This window comes from Actinoplanes utahensis, from assembly GCF_016862455.1.
In the GTDB taxonomy this organism is placed as follows: domain Bacteria; phylum Actinomycetota; class Actinomycetes; order Mycobacteriales; family Micromonosporaceae; genus Actinoplanes; species Actinoplanes utahensis.
Genome location: NZ_BOMZ01000002.1, coordinates 18,900 through 34,815 on the forward strand (window position 1 = coordinate 18,900; position 15,916 = coordinate 34,815).

Annotated in this window: 14 protein-coding genes; 3 read left to right on the plus strand and 11 right to left on the minus strand. The window is 71.1% G+C overall.

Annotated elements, in window-relative coordinates; translation table 11 throughout:
* Positions 1 to 241: 241 nt before the first annotated feature.
* The 6 genes from Aut01nite_RS00570 to Aut01nite_RS00595 form a co-directional block, all read right to left on the minus strand.
* The gene (locus Aut01nite_RS00570; RefSeq protein ID WP_043527025.1) at positions 242 to 745 is read right to left on the minus strand and encodes a DUF2716 domain-containing protein; all 504 of its coding nucleotides are present in this window, start codon (positions 743 to 745) and stop codon (positions 242 to 244) included.
* 105 nt (positions 746 to 850) lie between these two features.
* Complete coding sequence (locus Aut01nite_RS00575; protein ID WP_052163941.1) at positions 851 to 3,298, minus strand: cellulase family glycosylhydrolase; 2,448 nt, start codon at positions 3,296 to 3,298, stop codon at positions 851 to 853.
* Positions 3,295 to 5,730 carry a glycoside hydrolase family 2 protein gene (locus Aut01nite_RS00580; protein ID WP_043527027.1) on the minus strand — a complete coding sequence of 812 codons (2,436 nt, stop codon included), beginning with the start codon at positions 5,728 to 5,730 and terminating at the stop codon, positions 3,295 to 3,297. Before Aut01nite_RS00580 ends, Aut01nite_RS00575 begins: the two co-directional genes overlap by 4 nt.
* Positions 5,727 to 6,548 (minus strand): carbohydrate ABC transporter permease, encoded by an 822-nt coding sequence (locus Aut01nite_RS00585; protein WP_083999256.1) that lies wholly within the window; start codon positions 6,546 to 6,548, stop codon positions 5,727 to 5,729. Before Aut01nite_RS00585 ends, Aut01nite_RS00580 begins: the two co-directional genes overlap by 4 nt.
* Complete coding sequence (locus Aut01nite_RS00590; protein ID WP_043527029.1) at positions 6,545 to 7,480, minus strand: carbohydrate ABC transporter permease; 936 nt, start codon at positions 7,478 to 7,480, stop codon at positions 6,545 to 6,547. The genes Aut01nite_RS00585 and Aut01nite_RS00590 overlap by 4 nt, the downstream gene beginning before the upstream one ends.
* A complete protein-coding gene (locus Aut01nite_RS00595; RefSeq protein WP_043527030.1) occupies positions 7,477 to 8,790 on the minus strand; it encodes an ABC transporter substrate-binding protein in 1,314 nt (437 codons plus the stop codon). The genes Aut01nite_RS00590 and Aut01nite_RS00595 overlap by 4 nt, the downstream gene beginning before the upstream one ends.
* Positions 8,791 to 8,940: 150 nt before the next feature.
* Between Aut01nite_RS00595 and Aut01nite_RS43135 the strand changes: the two genes are divergently transcribed.
* Positions 8,941 to 10,125 (plus strand): ROK family protein, encoded by a 1,185-nt coding sequence (locus tag Aut01nite_RS43135; RefSeq protein ID WP_052163942.1) that lies wholly within the window; start codon positions 8,941 to 8,943, stop codon positions 10,123 to 10,125.
* Positions 10,122 to 10,961, plus strand: coding sequence for a LacI family DNA-binding transcriptional regulator (locus Aut01nite_RS43140; protein ID WP_043527032.1), 840 nt, complete (start codon positions 10,122 to 10,124; stop codon positions 10,959 to 10,961). The genes Aut01nite_RS43135 and Aut01nite_RS43140 overlap by 4 nt, the downstream gene beginning before the upstream one ends.
* Here the strand turns inward: Aut01nite_RS43140 and Aut01nite_RS00605 are convergent, their stop codons facing one another.
* The 4 genes from Aut01nite_RS00605 to Aut01nite_RS00620 all read right to left on the minus strand — a co-directional run bounded on the left by Aut01nite_RS00605 (position 10,962) and on the right by Aut01nite_RS00620 (position 14,953).
* A complete protein-coding gene (locus Aut01nite_RS00605) occupies positions 10,962 to 12,320 on the minus strand; it encodes a GNAT family N-acetyltransferase (protein ID WP_043527034.1) in 1,359 nt (452 codons plus the stop codon).
* Between the two features lie 19 nt (positions 12,321 to 12,339).
* Positions 12,340 to 12,723 carry a hypothetical protein gene (locus Aut01nite_RS00610; protein WP_052163943.1) on the minus strand — a complete coding sequence of 128 codons (384 nt, stop codon included), beginning with the start codon at positions 12,721 to 12,723 and terminating at the stop codon, positions 12,340 to 12,342.
* Positions 12,716 to 13,192, minus strand: coding sequence for a MarR family winged helix-turn-helix transcriptional regulator (locus tag Aut01nite_RS00615; RefSeq protein WP_043527036.1), 477 nt, complete (start codon positions 13,190 to 13,192; stop codon positions 12,716 to 12,718). Before Aut01nite_RS00615 ends, Aut01nite_RS00610 begins: the two co-directional genes overlap by 8 nt.
* 372 nt (positions 13,193 to 13,564) lie before the next feature.
* Positions 13,565 to 14,953 carry an SGNH/GDSL hydrolase family protein gene (locus Aut01nite_RS00620; protein WP_161790667.1) on the minus strand — a complete coding sequence of 463 codons (1,389 nt, stop codon included), beginning with the start codon at positions 14,951 to 14,953 and terminating at the stop codon, positions 13,565 to 13,567.
* A gap of 128 nt (positions 14,954 to 15,081) precedes the next feature.
* Here Aut01nite_RS00620 and Aut01nite_RS00625 point away from each other — a divergent pair, with 128 nt between their 5' ends.
* The gene (locus Aut01nite_RS00625; protein WP_043527040.1) at positions 15,082 to 15,549 is read left to right on the plus strand and encodes a hypothetical protein; all 468 of its coding nucleotides are present in this window, start codon (positions 15,082 to 15,084) and stop codon (positions 15,547 to 15,549) included.
* A 6-nt stretch (positions 15,550 to 15,555) separates the two neighbouring features.
* Here Aut01nite_RS00625 and Aut01nite_RS00630 read toward each other — a convergent pair whose 3' ends face one another.
* Positions 15,556 to 15,816, minus strand: a complete 261-nt coding sequence (locus Aut01nite_RS00630; protein WP_043527042.1) for a hypothetical protein — start codon at positions 15,814 to 15,816, stop codon at positions 15,556 to 15,558.
* Positions 15,817 to 15,916: the final 100 nt, after the last annotated feature.

Here is a 15,916-nt window from a genome sequence, read left to right on the forward strand (position 1 = left end):
ACAGGCCCATGTTGTCACGCCGCGAAGGCCCAGGAGCCGCCAGCGGAGCGGCCGATCTTGCCCGGCTGGCTCTCCCTGCCGCCTCAAGCCCGTCCGTGAGAACCAGCCGGGGTCATCCGGCTGGTTGGCAGGGACGTCTCAACTGCCTGAGAGAGCAGTGAGGACCAGCCGGAAGTAGCCGGTGCCGGGGCTGCCCGCTCGTCGAGGGAGAAGCCCGGGCACCATTCCCGCTGCGGGGCTGTCATGAGGCGGAACGGCGGATCGGGAGCCAGCCGGCGAGCAACGGAACCAACCGCGGCATCAACCGTGGGCCGAAGACGCAGAGCGTTCGCTCCCAGGGATGCCCGAAGGTGCCTTCGGTCATGTCCTCGGTGAGGAAGACGTAGAAGTCCCCGTTGGGGAAGACATCGATGGGTGGGATCTCGTCCTCGGCGACAGCGCGGCGGTGCGGCCAGTACCAATGGCTGACGTGCTGCCAGTCCAGCGCCAGCAGCCGCTCGCCGGCGGGAAACGCCTGGGTCATCGCGAAGAGGGCGACGGCGTTGACGGCGGCCTGCCCGGCCGCGAACGTCACCGGGGAATCGGTGAACAGTGGACTGAGGTCGAAGGTGACGGAGGGAATCGGTTCCAGGATCCGCGACCCGGGTTTCTGGTGCCGCGCCCCGAACTCGAATCTGGCGTCGAAGGGACCCCAGAAATCCTCGTAGCGCTCGTTGGCGATCTCTTCCCAGACCGGTTCATTCACTACCGGATCTTATCGACGAGGGTCGGTTCAGGCCGCCGCCTCGGGAGACGGCAGCCCGCGCCGGGAGACGGCAGCCTGAACCGGGAGACGGCGGCCCGTAACGGGTCAGGGAGCGGGGTACGCCCGGACGGTGTGGACGATCAGGGCGCCGTCGGTTGCGCCGCCCAGGTAGAAGGAGAGCTGGGTGAACCTCCGCAGGTCGAGGACGCCACTGCCGGCCCACGGGGGTGGCGCGAAGGCCGTGAACGGGATCCGGACGACGCCGGACGGGCCTCCGGCGGGGAGGGTGTGTTCCCAGTAGGCGCCGTCGGCGACGAACTGGACGGTGACGGTGGCCTCGGTTCCGGAACGGTCCAGCCGGACTTCGATGCCGTGCTGCCCCCACAGGTCCAGGGGCGTGGTGAAGGTACGGGTGACGCCGGCGTAACCGGACGCGCCGGCGGTGACGTCGAGGTGCATCCCGCCGTCCACCAGCGAGGGGACGATCAGGTCACCGCCCGGGTTGCGGACGTAGGCGGCGCTGAGCGCGGCGCTGTCGGCGTAGCCGGAGAAGTCGTCGATCACGGCCGGGGCGGTGGGCAGCGCCCGGGTGGTGAAGGTGGCGACCGGGGTGCTGGTGGCGCCACGGGCGTTGGTGGCCCGTACCGCCCAGAAGTAGGTCGTCGCGGGGTCGAGGTTCTCGGTCGTGGTGTAGGTGGTGGCGGTCAGCCCGGTTGCGGTGATCACCGGATCGCTCAGGTCGGCCTGCTCCGACACGGTGATCGTGTAGTAGCCGGTGCCGGCAGCGGAAGCCCAGGTGAAGGTGTGGGCGCCGATCACGCCGGTGGCGCCGGCCGCCGGGGTCAGCGTCGTGAACGCGGCGGGTGCTCCGCTGACCGGCGCCGGGTCGGCGGACCGCAGGGTCGCCTGGCGGATGCCGGTGTGGCGGCCGTTCCAGACGACGCGCACATGATCGGCGGCCGGGGTGACGGCGGTGATCGTGGAGCCGTCGGTACGGACGCGGATCGTGCGCCACACCGTTCCATCGGCGGAGACCTGCACGGTGACGTCGCCACGGTGGGCCGCCTGCACCTCGAGACGCACCGTGCGCAGGCCCGCCCGGTGCCAGCTGATCGAGGCGGGACCGTTCGCTGCGGCGCGAACGACGGCGTCGGGCTGGATCTCGGCGTTGGTGTGGCCGGACGTGAGAGCGAAGTCCTCCAGCGGGTCGGTGAGGACGACCTCGCGGCTACCGATGTGGACCGGCTCGGACGCGGCGCCGCCGGCCGGCACGACCCGGTACCAGAGGTCGCCGGGTGCGGCCGCATCGATCCACGGGGTGTCGCCGTCGGTGAGCAGGCCGTCGTGGGCGGGCCGCCAGGGGCCGCGTTCGGTGCGGGCGCGTTCCACCCGGTAGCCGGCGGCGGCGGCCGCGCCCCGCCACGCCACGACGTCGAAGCCGCCGCGCTTGCTGATCTCGGTGATCAGCGGGACGCCGACGGGGCGGCGGGCGATCGGGGCGCCGAGGGCTTCGGCGTACGCGATCTGCGCCCGAACCGCCGCGGCCATCCGCTCGCCGTCGCCGGGATAGTGGAACGTGAACCCGTCGTCGTGCTGGACGAACCCGTGGCGGTCGTGGTGGCCGAACAGTGACCAGGACAGCATCCCGGTGACGTTGCGGTCGGCGACCAGCGGGGTGAGCAGGTCGCCGCCGGCCGCGGTGGACGCGTACTCGCCGGCGATGTAGACCTTCCCGGCCGCGGTGACGGTGGCCGCGTCCGCCTGCACCTTCGCCACGGTCGGCGGGTAGTAGTGCACGTCGACGATGTCGACGTCGGGGGCGGCCAGGGTGTCGGGGTCGATGTCGAAGCGGCGGCCCGCGGCGATCAGCTGGCGGGGCGCCCACCCGGAGAACATCGCGGCGTTCGTGGTGATCCAGTCGAGTGTCATGCCTTCGAGCTCGTTGCCGAGTTCCCACGCCATGATGGTCGGGTCGTCGATGTAGCGCTTGCCGGTGAGCGGGTTGACATGACTCATCACATGCCAGACGTACGCCTGGAAGTCGGCGATGGCCCGCGGGTCGGTGTAGAAGGCGGCGTCGGGCAGCCCGTACGGCTTGGTGAAGTCGGCGTGCCCGCCGTGATAGTAGGCCCAGTTGTCGGTGAGCGGCAGGATCAGCCGGACGCCGATCCGGCCGGCGTGCGCGATCGCGTAGTCGATGGTGTGGAACGCGTCGTCGTTGTACCCGGCCTCCTTCGACGGCAGCAGCGTCTTCGGGTGCCCGGTGGAGGTGAGCATGTGCGACCGGACCACGGTCAGGCCCATCGCTTCCGCGGTGTCCAGGGCGTTGCCGATCCGGAAGTACGTCGGGTAGTCGATGCCGCCGACGTTCTCGTCCAGGCCCAGCCAGTACAGGTTGGTGCCGGCGAAGCGGAACGGTCGGCCGCCGAGCAGCAGCCGGGCGCCGTCGCGGGTGACGAAACGGCGGGCGTCGCCGGAGGCGAGAGCCGGGGTGGGCAGGGCTGCGGACGCGGCGGCGAGGGAGAAGGCGGCTATCGCGGTTCTGCGTCTCATGAGGGTCGGTTCTCCCGGAGGACGGAGGCGAGGTCGGTGAGGACCCACGGATCCTTGACCGAGCGGGGGTCGAGGTCGATCGGGGCGCGGACGTGCAGGGTGGTGGACTCGCCGGGCAGCAGGGTGACGAAACCCTGGTCGGTGACCGCGTCGGGGTGGATGCGGTCGGCTTGCAGCAGGATGTCGCGGGCCAGGCCGGCGGCGTTCACGTGGACGTCCAGGCCGCCGGGGACCGATGAAGCGGTGACGGTCAGGTCGGGGTCGCCGAGGTGGTGGTCGGCGGCGAACCAGAGGGCCCGCCGACCGTCGAGGGTCGCCACCAGCACGTCGCCGCCGTTGATCGGGACCAGGGTCACCGACCGGGGCGCGACCTCGACCTCTTCCGCACCGATGTGCAGCAGCGTGCCGGAGGAGTCACGGGACTCCACGGAAAGGGATCCGGTCCACGGTTCCGGGTGGTCGTTCAGGACGGCCACGACGAGGCGGCCGTCGCGGGGCTGGATGGTCAGGGCCCGGTCGGCGTGCACGTCTCGCAGCGCGAAGTAGAGCGGCTTGTACCGGCCGGCGCCGTCGATGGCGGCCCACGAGGTGACCGGCCACAGGTCGTTGAGCTGCCAGAGGATGGTGCCGGCGGTGTGCGGCCAGTGTGAGCGCCAGTGCTCGACGCCGGTACGGATGGCGCGGACCTGGTTGAGCTGGGTCAGATAATGCCAGGCCTCGGTGGACGCCGGCGCCGGGAAGTGGGGTTCCAGGCCGCGGGCGAGTTTGCCGTTGCCGTCCTCGGCCTTCTGGTGGTGCAGCACGCCGGGTGAGTCCGGCAGCATCGGGTCGTCGGAGACGGCGTCACGCAGCGTGGTCCAGGCGGGTGGCGCCTGCCAGCCGAACTCGGACACGAACCGTGGCGCCGAGTCGCGGTAGTTGCCGTAGTCCTCCCGGTTCCACACCTCCCAGGAGTGGAAGGTCTGATGGTCGGGGCTGTTCGGGGCGTGCTCCCACGAGCCGGACCAGGGGCTGCCGGCCTGGTAGGGGCGGGTCGGGTCGAGCTCGGCGACGATCGCGGGCAGCGTCTGGAGGTAGTACTTCTCGCCCCAGCTCTCGCCACCGCCGGGCTCGGCGGCCCAGTTCATGGCGTCGTGCAGCCACAGGTTCTCGTTGTTGCCGTTCCAGGTGATCAGGCTGGGGTGCGGGGACAGGCGGGTCACGTTCTCCCGGGCCTCGGCGACCACCTCGGAGAAGATCGGCTCGTCCTCGGGGTAGCAGGCGCAGGCGAACAGGAAGTCCTGCCACACCAGCAGGCCGAGCTCGTCGCACAGCTCGTAGAAGGCGCGGTCCTCGTAGATGCCGCCGCCCCAGACGCGGACCAGGTTGACCCCGGCGGCGACGGCTTCGCGCAGCCGCTTCTCGTAGCGGGCGCGGGTCATCCGGGACGGGAAGATGTCGTCGGGGATCCAGTTGACGCCCTTGGCCAGGACCGGTTCGCCGTTGACCTCGATGACGAAGCGGGTGCCGGCGTCGTCGGCGCCGCGATCGATGGTGACGGTGCGGAATCCGGTGTGCCGACGCCAGCGGTCCAGCTCCTGATCGCCGTCGAGAAGCACGACCGTCAGCTCGTACAGGGCGGGAGGACCGTAGCCGCGGGGCGACCACGCGGCGATGCCGTCGACGGGGATCCGGGCACGGAGGGAGGTCTGATCGGCGGGCACGTCGACGACGGTCAGCTCACGGCCGTCGAGGAGGACCTGCGCGCGGAGCGCGCGGTCACGGGTGCGTTCGACATCGACGGTCAGGTCCAGGTCTCCCCCACCATCGCGGTACGTGGCCAGCGGTCGTACCGTGGCGAGCCGGGCGGTGCTCCACCCCTCGAGGCGCACCGGCCGCCAGATACCGGCCGTGACCAGGGTGGGTCCCCAGTCCCAGCCGAAGCTGCACGCCATCTTGCGCACGAACGGGAACGGCTCCGGGTAGCAGTTCGGCTTCGGCCCGACCAGCGCCTCGACCCGGGCCGCCTCGGTGTAGGCGGAGGTGAGGTAGACGCTGAGCGGCAGCGACGCCCCGGCAGTAGCGTCGGCCGGGTCCCTGTCAGCGGCAGCGGTGCCGAGCTGGGAGGTCACGTCGAAGCGGTAGGAGCGGTGCATGTTGCGGGTCTCGCCGAGCACCCGGCCGCCGAGCTCGACACGGGCGACCGTGTCGAGGCCGTCGAAGACCAGGTCGATGCGGTCGTGGGCGGGCCCGTCCCAGGTGAGGTCGCGCTGGTAGGTCCAGTCCTGGCGGCCCACCCAGGCGACGGCGTGCTCGTTGTCGCCGAAGAACGGGTCGGGGATCCGGCCGGCGGCGAGCAGGTCGGTGTGCACGCACCCGGGGACCTCGGCGGGGAGGTCGACGTCGGTGCCGCGCAGGTTCCACGTACCGGAGAGGTCCTGGATGTCGATCATTTCGTTGCTCCCGCGGTGATGCCGTTGTAGATGAAGCGCTGCAAGAACAGGAAGATCACCACGGTGGGAATGATGACGATCATGGTGCAGGCGGCGATGGTCTCCCACTGCGCCCCGAACGGGCCCTTGAACTTGAACAGGGCCGTGGAGACGACGTTGAGCTCTGGTGATCGCATGTAGAGGAAGGGGATGTAGAACTCGTTGTAGACCGCGATCCCCTTGATGATCACGACCGTGGCGATGGCCGGCTTCATCAGCGGCAGGATCACCCGGCGGTAGATGGTGAACCGGGAGGCGCCGTCGATCATCGCGGCCTGGTCCAGGCTGGCCGGGATCGACTGCATGAACTGCAGGAAGATGTAGATCGAGATGATGTCGGTGCCCATGAACAGCACGATCGCCGACCACGGGGTGTTGACCAGGCCCATCGACTTGACGATCTGATAGGTCGCCACCTGGGTGGTGACGCCCGGCACCAGCGCCGCGACCAGGAACGCGCCCAGGATCAGGCGCTTGAAACGAAATGCGAAACGATTGATGGCGTACGCCGCCAGCGTGCCCACCAGGACCGTGCCGGCTAGAGACACGGCGAGGATCAGCGTGGTGTTCAGGAACCCGCGCAGCATCTGCCCGTCGGTCCAGGCGGTGGCGAAGTTGGCGAGGTTGAGCCAGTTCTCCGGCGGGGTGAGGGGGCCGGTGGCGTCGTACTCCTGGCGGGTCTTGAACGAGGCGAACAGGACCACCAGGAGCGGGATGAGCACCATCACCGACGCGCCCACCAGGGAGGCGTACTTGGCGGTGCGGGCCACGAGTCTCATGTCAGGCTCACCTCTTCGTCGGGCAGGACCTTGCGCTGGATCCAGGTGAGGATGAGGACGAACACCAGCAGGGCGACCGCCATGGCCGAGGCCAGGCCGATCTGCCGGAACTGGAAGGCCGTCTCGTAGGCCTGGACGACGAACGTGCGGGTGCCGTTCGCACCGCCGGTCATGATGAACGGGATCTCGAAGACGGCGAGACTGCCGGAGATCGCCAGGATGAAGGAGAGGCTGATGATCCGCCGGATGCCCGGCGCGATGATGTGCCGGAACTGGTGCCACCGGTTCGCGCCGTCGATCTCCGCGGCCTCGTAGATCTCGCCCGGGATCGACTGGATCGCGCCGAGGAACAGCACGAAGTTGAGGCCGGTGAACCGCCACACCGACGTACCCGCCAGGGAGATGTTGGCGATGTCCGGGTCGCCGAGCCAGTGCCGGGTGTGCTCACCGAGCCCGACCAGCCGCAGCACCGTGTCGAGGGTGCCGTCGGGCTGGAACAGGTAGAGGAACACGAAGCCGACGGCGACGCTGTTGAGCAGGTACGGGAAGAACAGGATGCCCTTGAACAGGTTCCGGAAGCGGGTGTCGAACGACAGGATCACCGCGAAGTACAGGGCGATCGCGATCTGGGCGAACGACGCGGCGAAGTAGTAGAGGCTGATCAGGAAGACCCGCCGGTACCGCTCGTCGGTGAACACCCGCACGTAGTTGTCGAGGCCGGCCGGCTCCATCGTCGGGGACAGGCCGTCCCACCGGTGGAAGCTGTAGAAGATCATGTTGCCGACCGGCACGTACGTGAACGTGACGAGCAGGATCAGCGCGGGCGCGACGTACAGCCAGGGGCTCTGCCAGAACCGGCGGCGGGTGAGCCGGCCGGTCGCCCGGCGCGCCGCGCTGGCGGGCCGGGCGCCGTCGATGACCTGACTGGTCACTTCATGACCCGCTGCTGCGCCTCGCTCCACCGCTTGTTGAGCTCGGCGAAGTACGAGTCCTTGGTGCCCTTGGCCGCGCCGCGGGCGATGTCGACCAGCTTCTGCCGGTAGATGTCGCCCTTCAGGTCGATCTCGGACTCCTTGATGATCTGGTCCTCCTTGCCGGCGTTCGTGACGGCGGCCGGGGCCTCGATCAGCTCGACGCCGGCGTCGGTGAACCTCTGCAGGCCCGGGGGCAGCGGCTGGTTCAGGGCGGCCGGGATGGCCTGCTGGCCGGCGGACCAGCCGGACTCGTTGACGTACCAGTCCAGGAAGGCCTTGGCGGTGGCCTTGTTCTTCGAGGCCTTGCTGACCGCGGCGAGCTTGTCGCCGTCGGTGGCGGCGTGGAACCTGCCGCCGACCTGGTACGGGAACGGCCAGAACGCGATGTCGTCCGGGTTCACGCCGGCCGTCCTGGCGGCGTCCTGGACCTGCGGGACCGCCCAGGAGCCGAGCAGCATGCTGGCCGTCTTGCCGGTCGCCAGCATCGGCTTGGAGGACTCCCAGTTGGTGGTCAGCGGGTCCGGCTCACTGAGCTTCCGGTTCACCACGTCGAACAGCAGGCCGTCGGTGAGGTACTGGATCTTGCCGGGCTGCCACGGGTTCGCGTCGGCCGGGAACTTCTCGTTGATCTCCGGGTCGGCGAGGACGGCGCGGTGGGTGTTCCACTCGCTCAGCGGCCAGCCGTCCTTGTAGTTGGTGTAGTACGGGATCGCGTCGGTCTTCTCGGCCACCGCCGTGAGCCCGGCCAGGAACTCCTCCGGGGTCTTCGGCGGCACGGTGATGCCGGCCTGCGCCCAGATCCGCTTGTTGACGACGAAGCCCTTGGCGACGCCGCCCAACGACAGCCCGTACCCCTTGCCCTCGAAGACGCCGGGGGCGGTGAACCGGTACTCGGCCTTGAGCTCCTCGGCGGTGCCGAGCGGCTCGAAGAACCGCGGGTACTGGTCGAGGGCGACGGCGGTGGGGATCAGCAGCACGTCGCCGTAGTCGCCGCTGCCGAGCTGGGTGGTGACGTCCTCCTCGTAGTTGGTCACGCCCTCGAAGGTGACCTTCGTGCCCGGGTACTTGGCCTCGAACTTCTTGGCCAGCTCCGGCAGCGTGGTGTTGACCAGGTCGGTCCGGTTGGTCAGAACCGTGATGTCGCCCTTGACCTCGCCGGAGAAGTCGCCGGACGCCGCGGTGTCGCCGCCGGCGCCACCGGTGCAACCGGCCAGCAGAGCAAGCGCCGTAACCGCGCCGACGCCGAGGAAACGCCTTCTATTGATCATGGAAGCACCTGTTCGATAGATCGACTGCGGTGAGCTCGTTGAGGCCACAGCATGGTGCTGCCGTTACGGCAGTGTCAAGGTTAGATTACTAATTTATTTTAGGTATGCTGCTGGTGAAGCGACCCCGGACGAGGCGGAGACACCAGCGGCATGGCACGTCGAGAAACCCCCGCGGCAGGCCCCGGAAGCCGCGCCCTGATCGTCGACGTCGTGCGGTCCGCGGTGACCATCAGCCGCGGCGAACTCGCCGCGCTGACCGGCCTCACCCAGCCGTCCATCTCCAACATCGTGCGCGACCTGATGACCGACGGCATCGTCCACGAGATCGGCCAGGCCGGCTCCGCCCACGGCCGGCCCCGCAGACTCATCGCCATCAACCCGGCCAGCCGGTTCGGCGTCGGTTTCCACCTCGGCCCGGAGACGCTCACCTGCGTCGCCGTCGACGTCACCGGCGGCGTGGTGGGCCGCGAGGTCGTGCCCCGCGCGCCGGGCGAGATCCGGCCCGCCGACCGGCTCGCCCGGCGGTTCACCGACTTCACCCGCTGCCTCGACCTGCCGCCCGAGCGCGTCGAGGGCCTCGCGATCGTCGCGCCGACCGTGGTGCCCGGCCGGCCCGACACCGCCGCCGCGCTGACCGGGCTGCGCGCCGAAGTGGCCGAACGGATCGGCGTTCCCGTCCTGGTGGAGAACGACGCCGCGGCGGCCGCCCTCGGCGAGTTCTGGAGCCGCCGGGTGTCCCGCGAGCAGGCTTTCGGCTGCGTGTACCTGTCCACCGGCATCGGCGCCGGCATCGTCTTCGGCGGCGCGCTGTACCGCGGGGCGAGCTTCGACGCCGGCGAACTCAGCCACGTCTCCATCGACTACGCCGGCCGCCCCTGCCCGTGCGGCAACCTCGGCTGCGTCGAGCAGTACGCGTCGACGGCCGCCACCGTGACCGCGGCCCGCGACGACCCCGGGCTGCGGGCACGGCTCTCCCTCGACGGCAGCGAGGCTGCTGCGTACGACGCGATCGCCCGGGCCGCGGTCAACGGCGACCCGGAGGCGTACGCCGTCCTCGACCGGGCCGCCGAACACCTCAGCATGGCCGCCACCTCCATGGTCAACCTGCTGGACCTGGGCCGGCTGGTGCTCACCGGCCCCGGCGTCGCCCTGGCCGGCTCGATCTACGCCCGCCGGATGCGCGCCCACCTGGAACGCACGGCCCACGCCCGGCACCGGCACACCCTGACCGTGGAACTGTCCGCCCAGCCCCGCGACGCCGCCGGCATCGGCGCCGCCGTCCTCGTCGTCCAGGCCGCGGTCGCCCCCGACCACACCCCCGGAGGAGACCGGTGACCCAGGAACCGCAGCGCGTCGGGCTGGTGCTGACCCGGCCGTCGCAGGTGCTCGGCGAAGAGCCCTTCTACCACGAGTTCATCGAGGGACTCGAACGCGTACTCACCCCGGCCGGTGTGTCCCTGCTGGTCAAAGTGGTCACCGATCGGGCCGCCGAGAGCGCCACCTACGAGTCGTGGGCCGCCCGGGAACTGGTCGGCGGCGTGATCCTCGTCGACCTCGTGCCCGGCGACGACCGGGTCGCCCAGGTGAGCCGGCTCGGCATCCCGGCAGTCGTCCTCGGCGACCCGTCCACCGCCGACGGGCTGCCGACCGTCTGGACCGACGACGCCGGATTCGGCCGTGACGCGGTCCGGTACCTGGCCGGCCGCGGCCACACCGTCATCGGGCACGTCACCGGGACGATGACGTTCGCCCACACCCAACTGCGCCGCGGCGGGATCGAAGCCGAAGCCGCCGACCGCGGCCTCACCCTGATCACCGCCGAAGGCGACTACTCGCAGGAGTCGGGGTGGGCGGCCACCGCGGCCGTGCTGGCCGCCCGCCCCGGCCGGCCCACCGCGATCGTCTACGACAACGACATCATGGCGGTCGCCGGCCTCGCGGCGATCAGGGAGCACGGGGTACGTGTTCCGGCGGACGTGGGCGTGGTGGCCTGGGACGACTCCGCCCAGTGCCAGCTCACCGTCCCGGCCCTGTCGGCGATGAGCCACGACGTCGGCCGCATCGGCGAACTCAGCGGCAACGCCGTCCTCGCCGCGATGCGCGACCCGACCGCCCACACCGTCTACGAGGCGCCGAAGGCCCAGATCGTCGAACGCGACAGCACCCGGTAGTCAGGTCCGTGGCCACAGCGCGACCGGGACCCGCGGAAACGCCGCCGTCAGGAAGTGCCCGGTGAGGTGGTCCCGCGGCAGAAGGTCCGGCCAGGTCTCCAGCGCCTCCGGCAGGCTCCGGTGACCGAACGCCAACTGCAGCAGCGCGCCCGGCGGGATCGCGGCGTGCGTCCGCGGGTCGGTGGACGGGCTGACCGCGCCGGGCACGGCCGTCACGGACGTGAGCCGGCCACCGCGGAACTCCAGCCGGGCGGCGCGGCCGTACATGTCGATCGTCATCACCGGCTCGGGCCAGCGCAAGCCCGCGGCATCCCATCGGTCGCGCAGCAGCGGCCGCAGCCGCGCCAGCAGGCCGGCCGGGTCGCCGGTGCGGAGGTACCAGCCGCGGGGCCGCCTCGGCGTCCCGGGCGGCCCGAGTCGCACCAGCGGGTGACGGGGATCGAGCAGCGGCCGCACCGCGGTGAACGGCCGCTCCGGTGGCGCCGCGTGCTGCCGGCCGACATGGCCCAGATGGGCGTACATGACCGGGGCGGCGCGCACCCAGTCGGCCGGTTCCCGGCAGGCGGCCGCCACCACGATCAACTCCCCCGCCGCGGACAGCCGCGCACCGTGCACCAGGTAGCCACCCACCCGCCCGTCCCGGACGACGACCGCGACCGTACGCCGGGCGATGTCCGCGTCCCGCCGGCCGCCGATCTCGTAGCGCCACACCGCCGCGTCCCTCGGGCAACTCCAGGCGTCGCCGCCGGTGAGCCGGCCGTCGATGGCGGCGAGGGCGTCCGTGTCGGCGACGGTCGCCGGCCGCGCCGTCCACCCGCCGGGCTGATCGTGCGCCACCGCGGCGACCTCCGGCGCGGTGGCGGGCACCGTCGCGGCGACCTCCGGCGCGACCGCGGTGACCGTCGCGGCGCCGTCGCCGGCCAGCGCGTACTCGTAGCCCAGGCGCCGGTAGAAGTACGGGATGCCCTCGATCATCTGCACCGGCACGCCGTCCGCCGCGTATCGCTGATGAAGTGCGGCGAACAGCCTCTCGGTGAGCCGGTTCCCGCGATGCGGCGGCGCCGTGCCGACCAGTTCCACCTGGGCGACCGGCAGCCGCAGACCCGCCAGGCTCCAATCCTGGCGCAGCCCGGCCAGGCCGGCCACCACCCGGCCGGTGGCCGCGTCCTCGGCGACCAGGAAATCGCCGGGCGTGACGCTCGGGTGACCGTCCATCAGATCCTCGACCCAGGCAGCGATACCCGGGTGCGGGCTGCCACCGGTGGCCGGTTGCAGCTGCACCGAAGCTTGCAGACGGGCGACCTCGACGATGTCGGAGGCCCGTCCGGACCGGATCGTGTAGCGGCCGTCGTCGCTCATGCCTGTTCTCATCGCCTCGTCAGCCGTGGTGGCGGGTGTGCTCGCCGGCGGGAGACGCCGACGGGGCCGGGTGGGGATGTTGCGGCTCGCCCGCGCCGGAGCGTAGTGCCGGGCCGATGAGCAGCGTGGACACCGCGAACATGGCGGCGAACGCGGCGATCGCGAGGCCCGGAGCCGCCCAGCCGCCGAACCGGCGGCGCAGCCGCAGCAGCATGGGCAGCATCGCGGCCAGCCCGAGCGCACCGAACAGCACGGCGCCGCCGAGCCCGGCCAGCAAGGCCGTGCCGGCGAACAGTCCGGCATGGTGCAGCAGGTGCGGCGCCGCGCCCGTCGCGGCGCCGAGCACCGCTCCGAGGCTCCAGCGGCGCCGACCGGCCGGCTCGCCGCCACGGACCTCAACCACGTGCCGTCTCGTTGACCTCGAGCGGCGTGGGCTGCCCGGCGGCCTCGACCAGGGTGGTCAGCGCCTCGATGACCTGCGGACGTTTCTCCGCCGGGATGTTGCGCAGCAGCGCGGTGAACCGGGCCGCGCGGGCCACCGCCAGCTCGCCGGCGGCACGGCTGCCGTCCGCGGTCAGCTCCAGCCACACCAGCCGGGCGTCACCGGCGCGGTCGGCGCGCCGCACCCAGCCCCGGCCGATCAACTGGTTCACCATCCGGCTGACCGTGCTCTTCTCCAGCCGCAGCCGCTTCCCCAGCTCCCCCTGGGTCAGCGGGCCGTCCCGGTCCAGCTCGCTGACGGCATGCGCCTCCGACGCGGGAACCGGTGTGCCGCAAGGCGTGCGGTCCGGCTGGTGCAATCCGAACGCCCGCACGAAAGCGGCGATCCGTCCCTGCAGCACGAGCGCCTGATCGAAGTCGTCTCCCCGCATGGTTCGACCATACAACCAATTGGTTCGATCATACAACCATGTCGAGCCGGCGCCGCCTCGACCTCGGCCGCCGGGCCCACCCGCTTCAGCACCTCTCGACTTCGACCGGCGGTGCCGCCCGCCTCAACGCCCCTCAACTTCGGACCGGCCGGCCCCGCCCGCTCCAGCGCCCGCTCGACCTCGGACCGGCCGGCCCCGCCCGCTCGACCTCGGACCGCCGGCCCCCGCTCCAGCGCATCCAACGGCGAGCCCGCCCCGTACCGGCTGTCGCCGCTGACCTTGTACGGGCCGGGTGGGCCGAACCGAGCGCCGGCTCGGCACCATCCACGCGGGGAGGTGAACCGGAGTCGGCCGCCCCCGGCCCCTGCCTGATTAGAGCCAGGCACGGACTCCGGCCGCCGGTTTCGGAGTCTCGCCGCCGTACCGGGAGGCCGTCACGAAGTAGTTCTTGCACGGCTCGAAGATGAACTCCTGCGTCCAGCTCGTCTTGCCGCCGAGCATGAACTGCTGGAGGGTGTACGACGAGATGGCCGGTGGGACGCTGCCGCAGCCCGAGGCACCGTAGACGTTGTAGTCGTCGGCTCCCGCGACCGCATCCCAGTGGACGGTCACCGTGTACGGCTCGGCGGGGTTGGTCGTCACCCAGAACCGCGGGGCGGTAAGCGCCCGGACGGTGGCCGTCGCGGTCGCCGACGCGCCGCTGGTGTGGCTGTCGCCTCGCCGGGTGCGCACGTAGAACTGCATGGTGTGCCCGGCCGGCAGCAGGTCGGCGGTCCAGCTGTCCGCGCCGATGTTGTAGATGCCCTTGGTGAACGGCGCGCCGGCGGTCGCGTCCCGCTGCCAGAACTCGTAGTCGGTGGCGCCGAAGACGTGCGACCAGCTCACCTTGATCTTGTCGCCGACCGGCACGGCGGTGATCGACGTGGGCGCGCCCGGCTTGAGCGGCGCGGGCAGGCTGGTGGGGATCGGGGCCGGGGCGCCGCCCAACCCGAAGGAGCTGTTGAGGGTGGCCGCGAACGCGTTCGCGATCACGTACTCCCCGCGGATGTTGGGGTGCAGACCGTCGTAGGCGTCCCGGTTCTCGTCGAACGGGCTGTCGATGTCCACCACCCGGATCGGTGAGATGTCGCTGGACAGCTGCGGCACCCGGGCGGCGAGCATCGCGTTGTAGTTGGTGATCTTCTGTGGCAGGTCCGGGTGCACCTCCAGTGGGGTGCGGTGCAGGACGTTGGCGACCAGGATGCGGACGTCCGGCTTCGCCGCGCGGGCGTGGTAGACGAACCACTCGAAGTCGTTGAGCAGCCCGGCCGGTTCGTTGACACCCCAGCCGAGGTCGTTGAAGCCGAGCTCGACCAGCAGGTAGTCCGGCTGGTAGGTGGACACGTGACCGCCCACCACGTCCTTGGCCTGGTGCATCTGCCAGCCCCACTGGGCCAGGTTGGCGCTGTCGAAACTGATGCCGGGACGGTACGCGCCGGTATGCGAGCCGCCGCCGTCGAACTCGGCCGGCACCTTCGTGGTGCCGGTCCACGGTCCGACGAAATCGGCCCCCGTCCCGCTCAGATGGGTGGCCAGCCGGTACCGCCAGGTGTAGTCGCCCTCGATCCCCTGGCTGATGGAGTCCCCCACCACCATCAGCTTGGGCGCCGCCGCCTGCGCCGCGCTGCCGTGGACCAGCACCAGCAGGTTGGCCAGCAACGTCATCGCGACGAGCGCCACCAGGGAGCGCGCCGGCCGCCTCCCCCGTTTGTCAAAGCTCATGCGCCCGAGGATGCCAGTGAGATTCATTCATGTAAACAAATGATTTCGGGTACGCCGTGCGCGCCCGATCCCGGAGCCATCTACGATCTTCACCGACCGTGTACGGCGTCCCGGGTGGAGGATCAGCGATGGCGCAGGAGACCGTCGGCACACCCCGTGCCGTGCAGATGGTCGCGGCCGGTGTGGCGCTGCTCGGCATCCTCAACATCGTCCGGCTCGTCGTGCAGACCGCGCTGACGTTCACCGGCGGCGGGTGGCCCACCGGCGGACGCACCATGTTCCTGGCGCTCAACGCGATCCCGTTGGCGCTCTCGGTGTTCTACGTGTTCCTGGCCTTTCAACTGACCCGGGGCCGGTCGTGGGCCTGGATCGCGGCGATCGTGCTGGCCACGCTCACCACGGTCGTCGGCGCGTTCATGCTGCTCATCGCGCTGCTCGGCGGCAGCTCCCCGCTCCTCGGGCTGGCCATGTTCGCCGTACCCCTCGCCGTTCTGCTGGGTTTGACCGTGCCCCGCCCGGTGCGCGCCTTCTTCGCCCGCAAACCGGCACCCGCGCCGCGTCCCCCGCACCCCGCGCCCGGCCCCTGGACGCCCTGACGTCCCCTACCGGGTGCGGATCGTCTCGGCGAGATGGGTCTCCAACCTACTCGCGGCCCCCCACAGGTAGAAGGACGGGCGACCCCGATGGAGGCCGTCACGGTAGCGGCCGACACCGTCGACGGTGCGGCGGTCGCCGAGAAGCGGCATCTGCAGTTCGGCGGCCTTCCGCATCAGCTCGACGGCCGGCAGCCGGGTCCGGTCCTCGGCGCTGACGCGGACGGCCCTCCTGGTACCGGCGCCCGGCCCGAACGCGCGCAGGTACACCTCGGGGGCGGCGAGAACGGACCGGTCCGTCGCGAACGCCGCCGCGAACGAGGTCAGGTCGGTTGCGGTCGACGGCCAGGCGATCCCTGATCGGCGTACG